15 protein-coding genes are annotated in these 17,356 nt (G+C 31.8%); 8 read left to right on the top strand and 7 right to left on the bottom strand.

The window, feature by feature from the left end; genetic code table 11:
* Positions 1-36 precede the first annotated feature (36 nt).
* Positions 37-228 carry a cold shock domain-containing protein gene (locus JEY78_RS13900; protein ID WP_090229794.1) on the top strand — a complete coding sequence of 64 codons (192 nt, stop codon included), beginning with the start codon at positions 37-39 and terminating at the stop codon, positions 226-228.
* Positions 229-281: 53 nt separating this feature from the next.
* On the opposite strand, the gene JEY78_RS13895 is transcribed toward JEY78_RS13900, so the two are convergent.
* Positions 282-950: a M15 family metallopeptidase gene (locus JEY78_RS13895; RefSeq protein ID WP_291852613.1), complete on the bottom strand. Its 669-nt coding sequence runs from the start codon at positions 948-950 to the stop codon at positions 282-284.
* A gap of 137 nt (positions 951-1,087) precedes the next feature.
* Between JEY78_RS13895 and mnmA the strand changes: the two genes are divergently transcribed.
* The 3 genes from mnmA to JEY78_RS13880 are packed head-to-tail and all read left to right on the top strand — an operon-like array spanning position 1,088 to position 4,905.
* Entirely contained in the window at positions 1,088-2,275 is a 1,188-nt protein-coding gene (gene mnmA, locus JEY78_RS13890) for a tRNA 2-thiouridine(34) synthase MnmA (protein ID WP_291852610.1), read from the top strand.
* A 36-nt stretch (positions 2,276-2,311) separates the two neighbouring features.
* The gene (locus tag JEY78_RS13885; protein ID WP_367158789.1) at positions 2,312-3,970 is read left to right on the top strand and encodes a S8 family serine peptidase; all 1,659 of its coding nucleotides are present in this window, start codon (positions 2,312-2,314) and stop codon (positions 3,968-3,970) included.
* A complete protein-coding gene (locus JEY78_RS13880) occupies positions 3,970-4,905 on the top strand; it encodes a nitronate monooxygenase (protein WP_291852607.1) in 936 nt (311 codons plus the stop codon). The genes JEY78_RS13885 and JEY78_RS13880 overlap by 1 nt, the downstream gene beginning before the upstream one ends.
* Positions 4,906-4,912: 7 nt before the next feature.
* On the opposite strand, the gene JEY78_RS13875 is transcribed toward JEY78_RS13880, so the two are convergent.
* From JEY78_RS13875 to mtaB, 5 genes are all read right to left on the bottom strand, one after another.
* Positions 4,913-5,149, bottom strand: coding sequence for a DUF1456 family protein (locus JEY78_RS13875; protein ID WP_291852605.1), 237 nt, complete (start codon positions 5,147-5,149; stop codon positions 4,913-4,915).
* A gap of 213 nt (positions 5,150-5,362) precedes the next feature.
* On the bottom strand, positions 5,363-6,280 hold the full coding sequence (locus JEY78_RS13870; RefSeq protein WP_291852602.1) for a lytic transglycosylase domain-containing protein: 918 nt from the start codon (positions 6,278-6,280) through the stop codon (positions 5,363-5,365).
* Positions 6,281-6,353: 73 nt separating this feature from the next.
* On the bottom strand, positions 6,354-7,016 hold the full coding sequence (locus tag JEY78_RS13865; RefSeq protein WP_291852599.1) for an alpha/beta hydrolase: 663 nt from the start codon (positions 7,014-7,016) through the stop codon (positions 6,354-6,356).
* Positions 7,016-7,657 (bottom strand): MarC family protein, encoded by a 642-nt coding sequence (locus JEY78_RS13860; protein ID WP_291852597.1) that lies wholly within the window; start codon positions 7,655-7,657, stop codon positions 7,016-7,018. The genes JEY78_RS13865 and JEY78_RS13860 overlap by 1 nt, the downstream gene beginning before the upstream one ends.
* A 10-nt stretch (positions 7,658-7,667) precedes the next feature.
* Positions 7,668-9,002 carry a tRNA (N(6)-L-threonylcarbamoyladenosine(37)-C(2))-methylthiotransferase MtaB gene (gene mtaB, locus JEY78_RS13855; RefSeq protein WP_291852594.1) on the bottom strand — a complete coding sequence of 445 codons (1,335 nt, stop codon included), beginning with the start codon at positions 9,000-9,002 and terminating at the stop codon, positions 7,668-7,670.
* Positions 9,003-9,051: 49 nt separating this feature from the next.
* On the opposite strand from mtaB, the gene JEY78_RS13850 reads away from it, so the two are divergent.
* The 3 genes from JEY78_RS13850 (at position 9,052) to JEY78_RS13840 (ending at position 15,129) form a co-directional block, all read left to right on the top strand.
* A complete protein-coding gene (locus JEY78_RS13850) occupies positions 9,052-9,369 on the top strand; it encodes an antibiotic biosynthesis monooxygenase (protein ID WP_291852589.1) in 318 nt (105 codons plus the stop codon).
* A complete protein-coding gene (locus JEY78_RS13845) occupies positions 9,353-10,957 on the top strand; it encodes an ABC transporter substrate-binding protein (RefSeq protein WP_291852586.1) in 1,605 nt (534 codons plus the stop codon). Before JEY78_RS13850 ends, JEY78_RS13845 begins: the two co-directional genes overlap by 17 nt.
* A 1,328-nt stretch (positions 10,958-12,285) precedes the next feature.
* Positions 12,286-15,129 (top strand): T9SS type A sorting domain-containing protein, encoded by a 2,844-nt coding sequence (locus JEY78_RS13840; RefSeq protein ID WP_291852583.1) that lies wholly within the window; start codon positions 12,286-12,288, stop codon positions 15,127-15,129.
* Between the two features lie 741 nt (positions 15,130-15,870).
* Here JEY78_RS13840 and JEY78_RS13835 read toward each other — a convergent pair.
* Positions 15,871-16,515 carry an SOS response-associated peptidase gene (locus tag JEY78_RS13835; protein WP_291852581.1) on the bottom strand — a complete coding sequence of 215 codons (645 nt, stop codon included), beginning with the start codon at positions 16,513-16,515 and terminating at the stop codon, positions 15,871-15,873.
* Positions 16,516-16,764: 249 nt separating this feature from the next.
* Between JEY78_RS13835 and JEY78_RS13830 the strand changes: the two genes are divergently transcribed.
* Positions 16,765-17,145: a hypothetical protein gene (locus JEY78_RS13830; protein ID WP_291852578.1), complete on the top strand. Its 381-nt coding sequence runs from the start codon at positions 16,765-16,767 to the stop codon at positions 17,143-17,145.
* The last annotated feature ends 211 nt before the right edge of the window (positions 17,146-17,356 follow it).

The following is a 17,356-nucleotide window of genomic DNA, read 5'->3' as shown; positions in this document are numbered from 1 at the left end:
TATTTGCAACTAATATAATATTTTAAATTTTTAATAATGAGTAAAGGAACAGTAAAATTCTTCAATGAAGCTAAAGGATTTGGATTCATAAAAGAAGATGGTTCAAACAAAGAACATTTTGTACACATTTCTGGATTAATCGATGAGATTCGTGAAGGTGATGAGGTAGAATTCGATTTACAAGACGGTAGAAAAGGATTAAACGCAGTAAACGTAAAAGTTATTTAATTATATACTTGCCTTTTAAGATGCAGAGCCTATTATTTTTATAATAGGCTTTTTTATTTTACATCAAAATTAAAATAAGTGTTTTTAAATGGTTCATTATTTAAGGTAAAATGCCACCATTCTTTGGAGTAATTTCTAAAACCATTGGCTAACATTACGCGTTGCAAAAGTTTTCTATTATTTTGCTGTGCTATTGAAATACCTTTAAAATTTACCCAAGATTCTTCCCCAAAATAATCATAAGGAGTACCCATATCTAATTCTTTTCCAGTTAAATTATCTACAATTGTAAGATCAACAGTGCTTCCTCTGCTATGCCCAGAACGTTTGGCAATATAGTGTAACTGAAATAAATCTGTCTTTTTTAATTTTGGGTAATATTGTTCTTTCATTAAAGTATCATCTAGTTTTTTTGTCCATTCCCAAAAATAATTCACAGCTTTTTGAGGTCTGTAGGCATCATAAATTTTTAGCGATAAATTTTTATTTTCCAATGCCATTTGCACCTTCTTTAAAGCCATTGTAGCTTCTTTTGAAAGAATGGCTGAGTTAGTTTCGTACCCTTCAATATTACTTCCAACAAAATTATTTTCAGAAAAATACCTTAGTTCAGTTTTTACAGAAGGAATTTCATTGCCAACGTACACAAAACCTGGCGGTAATTGCGCAAATGTTTTTAGGTAAAAAAGAAAAAATGTAAAATAAACTAATTGAAATTTCATAAAAATGTCATTTTAAGCGAATTTAAACATAAAATTTGTTTTTAAATAAAATTCATTTAGCTCATATTTAAACAAGTATGAAATTAACTTTTTGTTACTAACTAGAAGTTGTAACTTTGTAGGCTAAAAAATTTAAAATGAAACGTGTAATTGTTGGACTTTCGGGTGGAGTAGATAGTAGTGTTGCAGCTTATTTGTTAAAAGAACAAGGATATGAAGTTATTGGTTTATTTATGAAAAATTGGCACGATGAATCTGTGACTATTTCTAATGAATGTCCGTGGTTGGAAGATAGCAATGATGCTATGATTGTGGCTGAAAAATTAGGTATTCCATTTCAGGTAGTTGATTTAAGTGAGCAATATAAAGAGCGCATTGTAGATTATATGTTTAATGAATATGAAAAAGGACGCACACCAAATCCGGATGTTTTATGCAACAGAGAAATTAAATTTGACGTTTTTTTAAAAATAGCATTAGAATTAGGTGCCGATTATGTTGCAACGGGGCATTATTGTAGAAAAGGTGAAGAAATAATAGACGGAAACCCAATTTATAAATTATTAGCGGGTAAAGATGGAAATAAAGACCAATCTTACTTTTTATGCCAACTTTCTCAAGAACAATTGTCAAAAGCATTATTTCCAATTGGAGAATTAACCAAGCCAGAAGTAAGAAAAATTGCAGCCGAGCAAGATTTAATTACTGCTGATAAAAAAGATTCACAAGGATTGTGTTTTATCGGAAAAGTGAGACTACCAGAATTCTTGCAACAAAAATTACAACCAAAAGAAGGTGTAATAGTTCAAATTCCTGCAGATTCAGAACTTTATAAACAAGAAATTCCAGTTTTTACCTCAAAAGAAGAAGAATTGGCTTTTTATTCAAAAAAAATAAAATATTCAATTAATAATGGGAAAATTGTAGCCAAACATCAAGGCGCTCACTATTTCACCAAAGGGCAACGTAAAGGATTAGCTGTGGGTGGAACAAAAGAACCATTATTTGTAATTGATACCGATGTTGTTGAAAATGTAATTTATACTGGTGAGGGTAAAAATCATAAAGGATTATACCGCAATGTTTTATTTGTTACTAATGAAGAAACCCATTGGGTGAGAACAGATTTAGCCCTAAAAGACGGTGATAGTTTAAATGTTTTGGCTAGAATTAGATACCGCCAAAAATTAGAAAATGCCATAGTATACAAAGTTAAAAATGGCTTATATGTGGAATTTGAAAATCCACAATCTGCCATTACTGAAGGGCAATTTGTAGCTTGGTATATAAATGATGAGCTGTTAGGCTCAGGTGTTATTTCATAAATTAATTGTATTTTAGAATTCTTAAAATCAAATTTGGTGAAAAGTAAACTACTGTTATTTTTATTAATAATTCCTATGAGTATATTAATGGCTCAGGAAGAAGATGCATGGGTTTATTTTAAGGATAAGCCCAATGAAAATAGCTATATGGAAGCTCCTTTAACAATGCTTACTCAAAGAGCATTAGATAGACGAATTAGATATAATATTCCATTAGATTTTAAAGATATACCTGTTGAGGCTAGTTATATTTCAGCAATTGAAAATGCCAATGGAATTTCAGTTATGGCAAAATCTAAATGGTTAAATGCTTTGCACGTTAGAGGTACAGTATCAGCTATTGATGCTTTAAATACGATACAAATTAACGGAGGGAATATTGTGGCTTCTATTGAATTTGCCGATAAAACAATACATGTTAGTGGTAAATCTTCTAAAGAATTTATAAAAAGAAAGCCTGAAAATAAATTAAAATTGGCGACAAATTTTAACTATGGTCAGGCTGCAAATCAAATTCAAATGTTAAAAGGAGAAGTATTACATCAAAATAATTTTACTGGAGAAGGAATGCAGATTGCGGTAATAGATGCTGGTTTTCCGAATGTAAAATCACTTCCTGCATTTCAGAGAATTGTAAATAATGGACAGATTTTAGGTGGTTATGATTATGTAAATAGAAATCCTGAGTATAATACAGGGAATTCTCATGGCGTATCGGTTTTATCTACCATTGCAGGGTATATTTATTCGGATGATGAGATTGCTACAAACGATTTTGTTGGTACTGCACCAGATGCAAGTTTTTATTTATTTATTACTGAAGATTCCAATAATGAAACTCCTTTAGAAGAAAGTTTATGGGTAGAAGCAGCGGAGGAGGCAGATAGGTTAGGAGTTGATGTAATAAATACATCTTTAGGATATTATGAATTTGATGATACTAGTTATAATTACTCATATAGTGATATGAATGGGCAAACTGCATTTATAAGTAGAGGTGCTGAAATTGCATTTTCTAGAGGGATGTTACTTGTTAATTCTGCTGGAAATGAAGGTAATAATGCTTGGCACTATATTATTGCACCTGCTGACGCACCTGCCGTATTAAGTATTGGAGCTGTTGATAAAGATAGGTTTATAGCAAATTTTAGTTCTTATGGTCCTACCTCAGATGGTAGAATAAAACCAGATGTATGTGCAGAAGGAGCTGGAGTATATATTATTAATTCTGCAGGAACCATTGCAACTTCAAACGGAACATCTTTTTCTGGACCTGTTATGGCAGGAATGGTGACTTGTTTATGGCAAGCTTTTCCTCATAAAACAAATGCAGAAATAACACAATTAGTGCGTGAGAGTGCCCATTTGTTTGCAAACCCAACCAATCAGGAAGGATATGGGATACCAAATTTTGAAACCATTTATAATACTTTAGCTATTACTGAGGAAGTTATTGATGAGGAAACTATTCGATTGTACCCAAATCCAACTACGGAAATGATTTATTTTTCATTTCCTAATACTACTTCAAATTTTGAGGTTTCAATTTATTCAACCTTAGGGCAATTAATATTAGTAAAAGGAGTGACTATTACTGACCCAAAAATGGATATTTCATTTTTACCAGCAGGTATTTATTTTGCCCAAATACAATCTAATTTAGAAGAACAAGTTTTAAAAATTTTAAAGCAATAATGAAAAATCGAATTACCGAATTATTTAAAATAGAATATCCAATTATTCAAGCAGGAATGGTTTGGAATAGTGGTTGGAAACTTGCTTCAGCGGTTAGTAATGCAGGAGGATTGGGTTTAATCGGCGCGGGATCTATGTATCCAGATGTTTTAAGAGAACATATACAAAAGTGTAAAAATGCAACAAATAAGCCATTTGGTGTAAATGTTCCAATGTTGTATCCAAATGTTGAAGAAATACTAAAAATTATTGTAGAGGAAGGTGTTAAAATTGTATTTACTTCCGCAGGAAATCCAAAAACGTGGACTCCTTATTTAAAAGAAAACGGGATTACCGTTGTACATGTAGTGAGTAGTGTGAAGTTTGCGCTTAAATCTGAACAAGCTGGTGTAGATGCTGTTGTTGCAGAAGGGTTTGAAGCAGGTGGACATAATGGTAGAGAAGAAACAACTACGTTTACTTTAATTCCAATGGTGAAAGAAAAATTAACAATACCATTAATTGCAGCAGGAGGTATTGCTACAGGAAAAGGAATGTTAGCAGCTATGGTTTTAGGTGCAGATGGCGTTCAAATTGGGAGTAGGTTTGTAGCGTGTGAGGAATCTTCAGCGCATATAAATTTTAAAGAAAAAGTGATAACTGCAGAAGATGGAGACACTCATTTAACTTTAAAGGAATTAGCGCCTGTTAGATTGATAAAAAATAAATTTTATACAGAATTGCAGGAATTATATCAGCAAAATGCAGATATTGAGCAATTAAAAAATAAATTAGGCAAAGGTAGAGCTAAGCTAGGAATGTTTGAAGGCGATTTGGAAAATGGTGAATTAGAAATAGGTCAAATTGCAGGATTAATTCATGCAATTAAACCTGCTGCTGAAATAGTGCGAGAAATCGTATCTGATTTTAATAAAGCAAAAAAGGAATTTTGTTAACTCAAAATTACTTTTTTGGAGGCATTGGACCGCGTAAGTGAATGATTAAACCATTCAAAAAGTTACGTAATAATTGGTCGCCACATTCCATATATTTTTCATGTGTTTCATTTCTGAAAATAGCTCCTAACTCACCTTTAGTGACGTTAAAATCAACCAATTTACAAATATCCACAATATCGGTATCTCTTAATTTGTGCGCAACTCTTAATTTTTTAAATATATCGTTATTAGATAATCCCATTATTAATTTGTTTATTTTTTTGTAAATATAAGTCAATTGCTACAATAAGCACTAAAACTCCAAAAATACGGTCAGCATTTGTTCGTCAATTTGTAAGATAATTTTAGAGCCAAAAAAAACACTAACGATAAAAACGTACTTAGTATTTCTGCCATTAAACCAATAATGATTTATGTCATTATTATTGGTAAATTCAATTCCACAATTACGATTTTATAAATCTTTAGGGATTTTAATATCGTATAATTTTTTGGAACTATTATTTAAATTGTTTTCTCTTAGCCAAGGATTATGCAGTTTTAAAACCATATAATTAATGCCAAGCTCTTTAGAAAAACGCGCAATATTTGAAATTGCGGTATCTACTTTTATAATATTCACTTCAGGTTCGGTATATAAATCTTCAGCATCAAAAATAAAACCGTATTTCTCTGGGTTTGAAAGAATTTCTTTTACTGCAATAATTCTAGGAACATATCTTTTTGTTTCATCAGAAACTAATAAATCATAATAATCATCAACTAATTGCTCTTCTAATTTTTTTGAAATTCCGTACATTCCCGCATTGTAAGATGCAGCTGCAAGTGTCCAGTTGCCAAATCTGTTTTTGGCTTTTTTTAAATAATCACAAGCAACTTCTGTAGATTTTTCTATATGGTAGCGTTCATCAACATTAGAATTTACTTCTAAATTATTTTCTTTGGCTGTTGCTGGCATTAGTTGCCAAAAACCAGTTGCGCCAGCAGGCGATGTAATATTTTGTAAACCACTTTCAATAACAGCTAAATATTTAAAATCATCTGGAACACCATTTTTCTTTAAAATTGGTTCAATTATTGGAAAATATTTATTGGCTCTTTTTAATAAAAGCAATCCATTAGATTGCCAATATGTGTTTACAAGTAGCTCTTTATCAATACGTTCGTAAATATCTGGTTTGTTTAACGGAACTTTTTCTCCTGCAAAATTTAAATTATCAGGAATTTTTAATGCTTTAATTTGATAGGTTTCGCTGGTGTTTTTATCGCTATTTAGAACGTTCTTTATACTGTCCGATTTAGTGCCAAAAATAAACATGGAACATACAGCAATAATAGCAATTAACCCTAAAATTTTTATTGACTTATCCATAGTAGTAGTTTTTATATGATGTGAAAGTACAAATAATTTCGACTTACCTATTTGTGATGTTTCAATTTAACAATTAATTAAGTGAATCTATAATTATTTCACTAATTTTTTTTGCTTTTTGTAATATCATAATATGCGTACCCTTTTCTATGGTAATACAATTTTTTATATGTTTAATAGGGAAAATTTCATCATCAACCCCATGAATATGGACAATATGAGGCATAGGTTTTTTCTGATTCCAATGCAGAACATTATAAATGGCCCATTTTAAATACGTTTCATCTCTCACAGATAAATACTCTTTATAAATTTTTACCCGTTTTTTGGCATAATCACCAAAGGCATATTTAAAGAATCCTTCAATATTTTTTATAGCATGTGTAGGAAATAACTTGTAAATTTTTGTTTTCTGAATAACTTTTAATCGTTTTGGTAATTCTTTATTGGATTTTATACTAGAAACCAAAATCACTCTTTTAGGTTGTAAGTGTTTGCTCATTTCTTGCACAATAATGCCTCCAAAAGAAACACCTACTAAAACAGGACGTTCTTCTTTTACAAAATTAGCCATTCTTAAGGCGTATTCTTCAATAGGTTCGTTTTCAGATAATGGTAAAATCCATTCTAAAAAATGCAATTCGAATTGTTCTGCTGGAAATTGTAAATATTCAAATATTTTTGAGCTTGCGGCTAAACCAGGAACAAAATAAATATGTGTTTTTGAGTTTTCCATTATGAATGTATTATTCCTTGAATGATAGGTTTTAAACCGCTAAAGAAAAATTCTACAGCAATAACCATTACTATTAATCCCATTAAACGCATCATCACTTTATTTCCGGTTGAACCCAATTTTTCAGTGATTTTACTAGCCCCAACAAGCACTAAATTGGTAATTAATAAAACGAGTGCAATAACTAAAACTAATGTTATTTTTTGTGGAATATCTTTAGCGTCTTCCATTAAAATAATGGCATTTGTAATTGCTCCAGGTCCACAAATCATTGGGATTGCTAATGGTGTAATGGAAATATCTTCAACGTATGCATCAATTTTATCTTCATCATCAGTATGTTTAAAGTGTCCCAATCGTGCTTGCAACATATCCCAGCCCATCATAAAAAATATGATACCACCAACAACTCTAAAACTGTTCACCGAAATCCCAAAGAATTTAAATAAAATTTGCCCTGAAAAAGCAAATGCAAGCACTGTGAAAAAAGCGACAATGGTTGCTTTTTTTGCAGTTTGTTTTCTATGTTGTTTGCTTAAAGAAGCAGTCATAGACATAAAAATAGGCATAGTGCCTAAAGGGTTTATAATGGTGAAAAATGCAGTAAAAGCGAGTAAAGCAAAAGTATATATTTCGGTCACAACAATTTTTTTAGTTTAATGATGGTTCTTTTAACCAATCAAATCTAACCATTCCATCTTCATCAATGTTGGTTAATTTAATAGGATGTAAAGTATTTACCAATGCTGGATTCCAAGGAGTTTTAACTTTTACATAATTCTCCGTAAATCCGTGAATAAATCCTTCTTTATTTTCGCTTTCAAAAAGCACCACAGATTCGTTTCCAAGTTGACTTTCATAAAAAGCTCTTCTTTTTTTAACGGATAAACCGCGTAACATTTTACTGCGTTTGTTTCTTGTTTTTAAAGGAACAAATCCTTCCATTTCTACAGCCTCCGTATTTGGACGTTCAGAATAGGTAAACACGTGTAAATAGGATATATCTAACTGATTTAAATAGTTGTACGTTTCTAAAAATAGGGCATCAGTTTCCCCAGGAAAACCAACAATTACATCTACACCAATACAAGCGTTTGGCATGGTGTTTTTAATGGCTTCCACTCTGTTATCATACGTTTCACGTAAATATCTACGCTTCATTAATTTTAACAAAGTATCGCTTCCGCTTTGTAATGGAATGTGAAAATGAGGAACAAAACTGTTTGAATTTGCAACAAAATCTATAGTTTCATTGGTTAATAAATTAGGCTCAATAGAGGAAATACGTAATCTATGAATTCCTTCCACAGTATCCAACGCTTGTACCAATTCTAAAAAAGTATGTTCGTGTTTTTTGTTTCCAAATTCACCTTTTCCGTAATCGCCAATATTAACACCCGTAAGCACAATTTCTTTAATGCCTTTTTCAGAAATTTCTTTGGCATTTTTTAATACATTTTGCAGTTCATCACTTCTAGAAATTCCTCTAGCCAGCGGAATGGTGCAATACGTACATTTATAATCGCAACCATCTTGCACTTTTAAAAAGGCCCGTGTTCTGTCGCCAATAGAGTAAGATCCAACATAAAAATCGGCTTCTTCAATTTCACAGGAGTGCACTTCGCCCATTTCATTTTTACTAAGATCATTGATATAATCAGTAACTTTAAATTTTTCTGTAGCTCCCAGCACTAAATCAACACCATCTACAGCAGCTAATTCCTCTGGTTTTAATTGGGCATAACAACCAATGGCTATTAAAAAGGCATTTTCATTTTTTTTCAATGCGTTTTTTACAATAGTTTTAAAACGTTTATCGGCATTATCTGTTACAGAACAGGTGTTAATTACGTATATATCAGCAACTTCGTCAAACTCAACACGGTCAAAACCTTCATTTTGAAAGCTTCTGGCAATGGTGGAGGTTTCCGAAAAATTTAACTTACATCCTAAAGTGTAAAATGCGACTTTTTTTTGTGCGCTCATTCTTGTACATTTATCGGATGCAAAAGTACAGAATTTTATTTTTATAATTATGATTGCTTCCACACCAAAACCACCTTATTTTGCGGTCATTTTTTCAACCATTAGAACAACTGTTGATGATGGATATTTGGAAACAGCCCACAGAATGGAAGAACTAGCCAAGTTGCAACCAGGGTATTTGGGTATTGAATCCGCCAGAGATAGTTTGGGAATTACGGTAAGTTACTGGGAAAGTTTAGAGGCTATTTTAAATTGGAAAAATAATGTGGAGCATACGGTTGCTCGTGAAAAGGGTAGAGCCTTGTGGTATAAAAAATATCAACTTAGAATTTGTAAAGTAGAAAAAGAGTATGGGTTTGAAAAGTAAGTTTTGGTTGTTGGTTGTTGGTAGTTTGTTGTTGGTTTCGTGTACAAAGCATACTTCAAAATATAATGATAATCAGGTTTTTAGATATAATGAACACGCTAATATTACAACGCTAGATCCGGCTTTTGCAAAAGATTTACGGACTATTTGGGCAACAAACCAATTGTTTAATGGATTGGTACAATTAGATGATCAGTTAGAAGTACAACCTGATATTGCGCATTCTTGGGTAATTTCTGAAGATGGAAAAACATATGCTTTTAATTTAAGAAAAGATGTGAATTTTCATAAGCATATATTGTTTGGAAAAGATTCCACCAGAGCAGTTGTGGCCAACGATTTTGTGTATAGTTTTAATAGATTGTTAGACCCAACTATTGCAGCTTCTGGAAAATGGGTGTTAGATTTTGTGGATACTTTTGAAGCAAAAAATGACAGTACGTTTGTGATACATTTAAAGCAATCTTTTCCTCCTTTTTTAAGCATACTTAGTATGAAATATTGTTCAGTGGTTCCTAAAGAAGCGGTAGACTATTTTGGAAGTACTTTTAGAGCAAACCCAATTGGTACTGGCCCCTTTCAATTTAAATTATGGATTGAAAATACCAAATTGGTGTTCAGAAAAAATAATAATTATTACGAGAAAGATGAGAAAGGAAATAAACTACCGTATTTAGAAGCCGTTGCCATTACTTTTTTGCCAGACAAACAAAGTGAATTTTTGCAATTTATTCAAGGAAATATAGATTTTATGAGTAGTATTGATGCTTCTTATAAAGATGATTTATTAACTACGGATGGAAAATTAAAAGAGGTTCATAAAGAAAAAATTGATATGGTTTCTGGTCCTTATTTAAATACAGAATATTTAGGTGTTTATGTGGATGCTGATGAGAAAGAAGTCAACTCAATAAAAATTAGAAAAGCCTTAAATTATGGATTTGACCGTGTAAAAATGATTCAATATTTAAGAAATGGCATTGGAACTCCAGCGGTTAATGGGTTTATTCCTAAAGGATTACCATCGTTTAATAATATGAAAGGGTATACCTATCAGCCAGAAAAAGCAAAACAATTGGTGCAAGAGTATATACAGGAAACTGGAAACGCAAATCCTTCCATAACCATAAGTACCAACAGTCAATATTTAGATTTGTGTGAATATATTCAGCGCGAAGTTGGTAAAACGGGTTTAGAAGTTAAAGTTGATGTGTTACCACCTTCCACATTACGACAAACAAAAGTAAATGGTAAACTTAGTATTTTTAGAGGTAGTTGGGTGGCTGATTATCCCGATGCGGAGAATTATTTATTTATATTTCATAGTAAAAACTTTTCGCCAAACGGACCAAATTACACGCATTATAGCTCTAAAGAATTTGATGCTTTGTATGAACAATCTATTACAATTACCGATAATTTTAAACGCAGAGCATTGTACCAAAAAATGGATAGTTTGGTGATGGAATCATCGGTAATCATTCCGTTGTATTATGATGAGGTGGTGCGCTTTACACAAAAAAATGTTTCTGGTTTAGGAATTAATCCCGTAAATCACTTAGATTTAAAACGTGTAAAAAAGAACTAAATTTTATTAAAAAACTGCGTTGGTGAAGGGATTAAACATAACCTAAACTCTCTAACTAAAATCATTTTACTTTCCCAAAACGTAGGGTTGTAATATCAGTTAGGCTTATTAGAACCAAATGTAACCTTCTAGAATTAATAGTCAAAATTTAGAAATTGCTGCAACAAGGCATTTTGGAGAAATAAAATTAAATAATACTAATGTTAGTCCTTTTTGCTGAACATATAAATCGTTCCGGTTTTTAGGATTTCGAACTATGAATATATTTAATAAACATAGGAAGTAACTACTGTCCATAAATTGTTGATAAAAAAAAGGGCGAAAGAAGGTTTCAATTCATGTAAATCACTATCTTTATTCTGAAAAACATGGGAAACCATACTTCATCTTAAATAAAGCCTTTCTAAATATTCTACAATTTTTTTGAAATAATTCTACAATATTTTAAAAATAATTCTACATTTAATTAGTGAATACTTGTACAACTTTTATTAAAAAGACGAAGAGCTTTTATAAGAAAGACTAAGTGTTTTTATAAGAAATACTAAGAACTTTACAAAGTTTAGTATAGCAGTTTATTTTATAAAAGTTACAGAAGTAGGTTAAATTTAAACTATTACCTGTGTTAAGTGCTTACTTTAATTAAAAATATTCTTATTCAATTGATGTTTACCAAGCACTAACAGCTTTCAATACGTCTTATTCTTCATTCAAAAATACCATGGGCATCCCATCTTTTTATACATATACACGCATAGAATAATACCCTTCCCTTGCCAAAAAGGAATTTTTACCAGAAATTTTTTGATATTTTTTTTGAAATGTTTAAATTTAAATACAAAGAATATATATGAAACCCACTAAAAAAATTGATAAAACCCGTTTCATCATAGTTTTAAAATCATATAAGAAGCTAAATTAGCTGTATTTGAATATATATAGATTTGGTATAATAGAAGAATTATAGCTTTTAGAAATTTATCCGACTTTTTGTTGCAAGTTCAGATGAAGTTTGAGGCTGAATGGAAGGTTTAAGTTTCTTTAGTTTATATAAAAATGAGAAGCGGTCTCATAAAATTAAATAAATGGTATTAAAATTGAAACAAATGGTTTTTTTATTGTAACTTTAAGGCAATCAATGATTTGTAAAAACATCAAAAGAAAAGTAAGTTTAATATTATTTGTTACATCTAAAATATGTTTAATGGGTTCTGTTCTTATGTTGAATTATAAGGGGGAATAAAATATTATAAGTTACCTAAAGCTTTAATTAAAAGTCTAAGGAGTAATAATATAAACCAGTATACCCACATAAAATAGTTGATAAGATGAAGGTATTTAGCCAAATATTAATGCTTTGTTTATTAATATTTTCGACTGCCATAACGAAAATATATGCTCAGTGTACGCCAAACTCACTATCATTTATAGGAGGAGAACCAATTTTCAATTCTGCTTGCGGTAATAACAGTTGGCAAAATCTTAATGGAACAACTCCTTCGGGTAGTACCCTAACCTATAGCTGGGAGGTTTCATTCTTTGGAGGAGCTTATACAACAATTGTAGATGCGAGCTATGTGCCTATCACAACTTCAAATTTAGCTCAAAAGAACATCACCGACTTTATATTAGTGCCTAATTCTAATGCCTCAGGTGATTATAGGATAAGGAGAATAGTCGCTGACGCCTCTTCCGGATGTACTAATGTTTCAGAACCTGCTTTTCTATATTATTCAGATGACTTGGGCAGTATTTCAGGAGGAATAATAACGGGTGAAAACCCAATTTGTTTAGGGTCTAGTGGTACTTTGACATTGCAAGGACATACTGGTCCGATTTTAAAATGGCAATCTGCACCAACAAGTACTGGCACCTGGACAGATATAGCCAACACTACATACCAATATTCATACTCCAATCTTACTTCGTCTACTTGTTTCCGTGCACTTGTTGATAATATTTGTGGCGGTAATATAGGCGTTATTGATACGGAAGATAAATATTCAGAAATTTTCTGCGTTACTGTTCTAAATGGAACCGATGGATTATGGACCGGATTGGTAAGTACAGATTGGTTTGATTGTCTTAATTGGGCAGGAGGCTTGCCATCAAGCACCATAGATGCTCAAATTCCTACTACACCTTCCGGAGGTTCAAGAATGCCGGTAATAAACAGAGATTCTCCGTTAGCGTCTTTGTATAGTTTTATAGCGAGTTCCCGAGATTTGATTATATCGCCTAGCGCTTCAGTTACCATGGTAAGTACCAGTAATTCAGAATTACAAGTAAGTCGTGATTGGAAAAACAGTGGAGCTTTTATTCCTGGAACGGGAACCGTAACCTTTAATGGTGCCACTTTAAATCAAATTCAGACGATAAATGCAGGAATTAAAACCAATGAAACTTTTTACAATTTAACTACAAACAATTCGGGTGGAGCTTTAGGAATTAGTGTAGAGGATAAATTTGAATTAACGGTTTCAAATATTTTATCTTTAACAAATGGTGATATCAGATTGACTGGTGAAGCTCAATTGGTTCAGGCAGGAATCGGAATAAATCCAAATCCTACTGGAGGCACGGGAAATATTTTGATAGACCAGCAAGGGCAGAAAAATAGTTTTATCTACAATAATTGGTCTTCACCGGTAAGTGCCGATAATTTAACCTATTCAGTTGGTGGCGTATTAAGAGATGGATCATTAATGACAAATACTTTTACAGATGTATCTAATTTTAGTCCCGGTTCCATCACCTTTGGAGATGACGCTTATTTTGCAGATACTTCAAATTCAGGAGCAATAAAAATAAGTAACCGATGGATATGGACTTACAATTCTACGACTCCTAATACTAATACTGATTGGCAAAATTATTATCAGTGGAATTATGTTGGAAGTTCAGTAGCAATTGATGTAGGAGATGGATTTTGCATGAAAGGAAGTGGTGGAGTGGCAGCTATTGATGCACTTCAAAATTATGTTTTTATTGGAAAACCTAATTCCGGGGATATTATGACCTCCTATTTAAACGAAGATCAAACTTATTTGATAGGAAATCCGTTTCCGTCGGCGCTGGATGCCAACGAATTTATAAGAAACAACATAAAGGATTGTGTAGGCTGCACCGGTAGTGCTAATGTGTTTGATGGCACCCTTTATTTTTGGGATCATTTTGGTTTATCCAATAATCATTTATTGGCCCAATACGAGGCGGGATATGCAATTTATAACTTAATGGGTGGTGTTAGTGCCAAGTCAGATGTTCCATTAACTGCAATTACGGGTAATTCAGGTTCAAAAGTACCTGAACGGTATATTCCTGTTGGACAAGGGTTTTTTGTAAATGCTTTCGATACGGGAAATTTATATTTCAAAAACGGTCAGCGGGTATTTCAACGAGAAGTTGTTACTGGAACAAACAGTGGATCGTTATTTATGAAAACAGTTGTGTCCAAAAAATCGAAAACCCAGGAAACCCAAGAAACAACTACCGATACGAGACCAAAAATAAGATTGATATTTGATTCTCCATTAGGGTATCGTCGTCCGTTATTGGTTGGTCTGGATGAATATGCTTCTAATCAATTTGATATTGGTTATGATGCCCCTCTCAATGAAGATGGTAAAGAGGATATGTTTTGGATTATTGATAATGGTAAATTTGTAATTCAAGGTGTAAATAACTTTGATTTGGAACAGGTTTTACCTTTAGGATTGAAAATTAGTGAAACTGGCTTGGCAAGCATTAAAATAGAAGCACTTGAAAATATAGAAGAGGGTGTTGAGCTTTTTATGAAGGATCATTTAACGGGTGAAACTTATAAAATAAACAGTCAGCCATTTGAAGTAATTTTGGAAGCTGGAGAATATTTGGAGAGATTTTCCCTTGTTTTTCAACCTTCTTTAAAAACATTGCAGGAAGTTGCTTTAGATAATAGTATTTTTATTTATATGAATAATAAGATTTCGGAATTGCAAATTAATAAAATTGTGAATACGGAAATAACAGGGGTAACCCTATTTAATTATTTAGGACTAACCATGAGAACCTGGAAGACTGACCTTAACAGAAGGATTATTTCTTTACCTCTAAAATTAGCAACAGGTGTTTATATAGTTCAAATAAATACCATAAATGGCACAATAAATAAAAGAATTATTATTGAATAACAGCTAATAAAAATTAACAAGGAAATCATTTTCTTTCAAAACCCGCAAAGCACAATGTATTGGAAGAAAAAATGAATCATTACTTAAAAGAAAAGTAAGTTTAATAATTTTAAATCTTTTCTCCCAAGCTAAGTAACATAACATGTCTTAACTTAAAACCTGAGTTCGGCATAAGGATTTAACAAAAAAGGACTAATTGCTGAGTATTTTCAGGTTCAAACTTAATAGATGAAATGTCAGATGACCAATGGGGAAATTTTGCTGCAAAAGTTTGTGTCTATTATTCAGTTGCAGATGGTGGTGTTACCTATGCGGACTGGTACTTACCATCCTCATATGAGTTAAAACTACTATTCAGTCTAGGGGATTCTGTTTTTAATATTAATACTGAGAAAAACTATTGGACTTCCACCGAGGGCAACAATGACACTAGAGCATTTTCCTTATCTCCTGTATCCCCTTACATCGCTTGGATCGTTGAAAAGACTAACTTATACCGTGTGCGTGCTATTCGGTCTTTTTAACAACGCTATTTCTGAAACCCTGGCAGTGACTTTGCAAAGGCGCTGTCAGGGTTTTCTTTTATATGATACATTACAAGCTTTCAAATCTATAAAACTTATTTATCATTTATCAGTAGCTGCGATTACAAGAAATGGGATAGTCAAGCGGTAAAAGATTATTATGTATTTGCCACGCCAACAATATATTTACTACAAAATACTATTCTACTACCAATCCTTAAAACAACCCCAATTGTCCAGTAGTATTTTCTAAAGAAGTAGCCACCAAATTACAACTATAAGGAAACGCAAAATCTTTGTAATTTTCACAGTGTAGCCAGTGTTGTTCATCTTGTTTTTTTAAAATAACAGGCATTCGTTGCTGGGTATTATGAATTTCACGCATCAATTCATTGGCTTGGGTAGTAACAATGCTGTAGGAATTTACAATTTCATTATTAAAAGCTATCCATTGCGTGTAAATACCGGCAAAAGCAAAAAGCTCCTGATTAGGAAGCGTAATTAAGTATTTTTCTTTTTTAGAACCACTTTTAGTTCTCCATTGCCATTCATAAAAACCATCCGCAATGATTAAGCAGCGGTTCTGTATCACATCTTTAAAACTCTTTTTTTCAGTCAATGTTTCTATACGCGCATTTAAAGTGTGCTTTTTAATAGTGTCATCTTCAGACCAGCTTGGAATTAATCCCCAATGAAATAATTGAACTTTATTGGGTGCTTCATGTGTTATAACTGGTGTTTTTGGATACTCAAAAGCACTACAAAATTCTTGAGGTTCATAACTATTCAAATTACTAACTTCAGCATTAAAAAGCGCTGCAATGGCTTCTTTTTCTTTTGTAATTTTAGTTTGATAACACATTTAATTTTAAAATAAAGATGTAGCAATTAATAGCCATAAATAATAAGGTCTAAATACATCGTGTTTTAGTAAACTTTTATTAAAGCTACATAAATTGTATGAACTATTAAAATAGTTCCTTTACCTTTTTTAATAATATTTTTATGGAAGATAGAAGTTTATTTAAAAGCGGCGCGTAAAATAATATATTTTTTTAAGACGATTGCATATCTAATTTTAATACTTTTGAATTGTGATAAAATGTAAAATATGCTACATAGAAATATTTTTATAGCGCTATCTTTTCTACTTATTTTTAATGGCTGTACAAATAATGAGCAGTTAATAACAACAGGACTTAAAGGCCAAATGTTTAGAGGACCTATTGCTCCAGTGGTAGTAGATGGACAATTAAACGATGCGCCATTTAGTGCTAAATTTTTTATATATACTTCAAAAAATAAGAAAATAACTTCATTTGTTTCTAATGAAAATGGGGAATATATGGTTTTACTTTCTCCTGGAAATTACAAAGTTGTACCGGATAAATCTGCGCCAATTTTAGGTGCTGAGTTTCAAACGAAAGAGGTTATTGTTAATTCTGTGGAGATTACAAATTTAGATTTGTATTTTGATACAGGTATTAGATAACAAATATAGATTTAAAAAATGGACAAGTTATTTTAAAGGAACTTCTTTGAAGGTTTCTTTTTAGAAACATCCAAATATTTTTAAGAGGAATGAATTAGTATTCTAATTCGTTCACGTTCTTTTTAATTAACGTATCCATAGTAATCTTAGAATAATCAGATAAGGCAATTAAAAAACTAATGGGAGGTCTGGCTCTATTTTCTTCATAAGA

Origin of the sequence: Lutibacter sp. (genome assembly GCF_016342705.1) — a bacterium.
Taxonomy (GTDB): Bacteria; Bacteroidota; Bacteroidia; order Flavobacteriales; family Flavobacteriaceae; genus Lutibacter.
This window is presented reverse-complemented; position numbering and strand designations above follow the sequence as displayed.

Coding starts and splice junctions, on each gene's coding strand:
- JEY78_RS13875 (WP_291852605.1), bottom strand. CDS start 5,149: ATGGGATTATCTAATAACGATATATTTAAAAAATTAAGAGTTGCGCAC.
- JEY78_RS13865 (WP_291852599.1), bottom strand. CDS start 7,016: ATGGAAAACTCAAAAACACATATTTATTTTGTTCCTGGTTTAGCCGCA.
- JEY78_RS13830 (WP_291852578.1), top strand. CDS start 16,765: ATGCTACATAGAAATATTTTTATAGCGCTATCTTTTCTACTTATTTTT.
- JEY78_RS13870 (WP_291852602.1), bottom strand. CDS start 6,280: ATGGATAAGTCAATAAAAATTTTAGGGTTAATTGCTATTATTGCTGTA.
- JEY78_RS13840 (WP_291852583.1), top strand. CDS start 12,286: ATGAAGGTATTTAGCCAAATATTAATGCTTTGTTTATTAATATTTTCG.
- mtaB (WP_291852594.1), bottom strand. CDS start 9,002: ATGAGCGCACAAAAAAAAGTCGCATTTTACACTTTAGGATGTAAGTTA.
- JEY78_RS13900 (WP_090229794.1), top strand. CDS start 37: ATGAGTAAAGGAACAGTAAAATTCTTCAATGAAGCTAAAGGATTTGGA.
- JEY78_RS13895 (WP_291852613.1), bottom strand. CDS start 950: ATGAAATTTCAATTAGTTTATTTTACATTTTTTCTTTTTTACCTAAAA.
- mnmA (WP_291852610.1), top strand. CDS start 1,088: ATGAAACGTGTAATTGTTGGACTTTCGGGTGGAGTAGATAGTAGTGTT.
- JEY78_RS13835 (WP_291852581.1), bottom strand. CDS start 16,515: ATGTGTTATCAAACTAAAATTACAAAAGAAAAAGAAGCCATTGCAGCG.
- JEY78_RS13880 (WP_291852607.1), top strand. CDS start 3,970: ATGAAAAATCGAATTACCGAATTATTTAAAATAGAATATCCAATTATT.
- JEY78_RS13845 (WP_291852586.1), top strand. CDS start 9,353: ATGGGTTTGAAAAGTAAGTTTTGGTTGTTGGTTGTTGGTAGTTTGTTG.
- JEY78_RS13850 (WP_291852589.1), top strand. CDS start 9,052: ATGATTGCTTCCACACCAAAACCACCTTATTTTGCGGTCATTTTTTCA.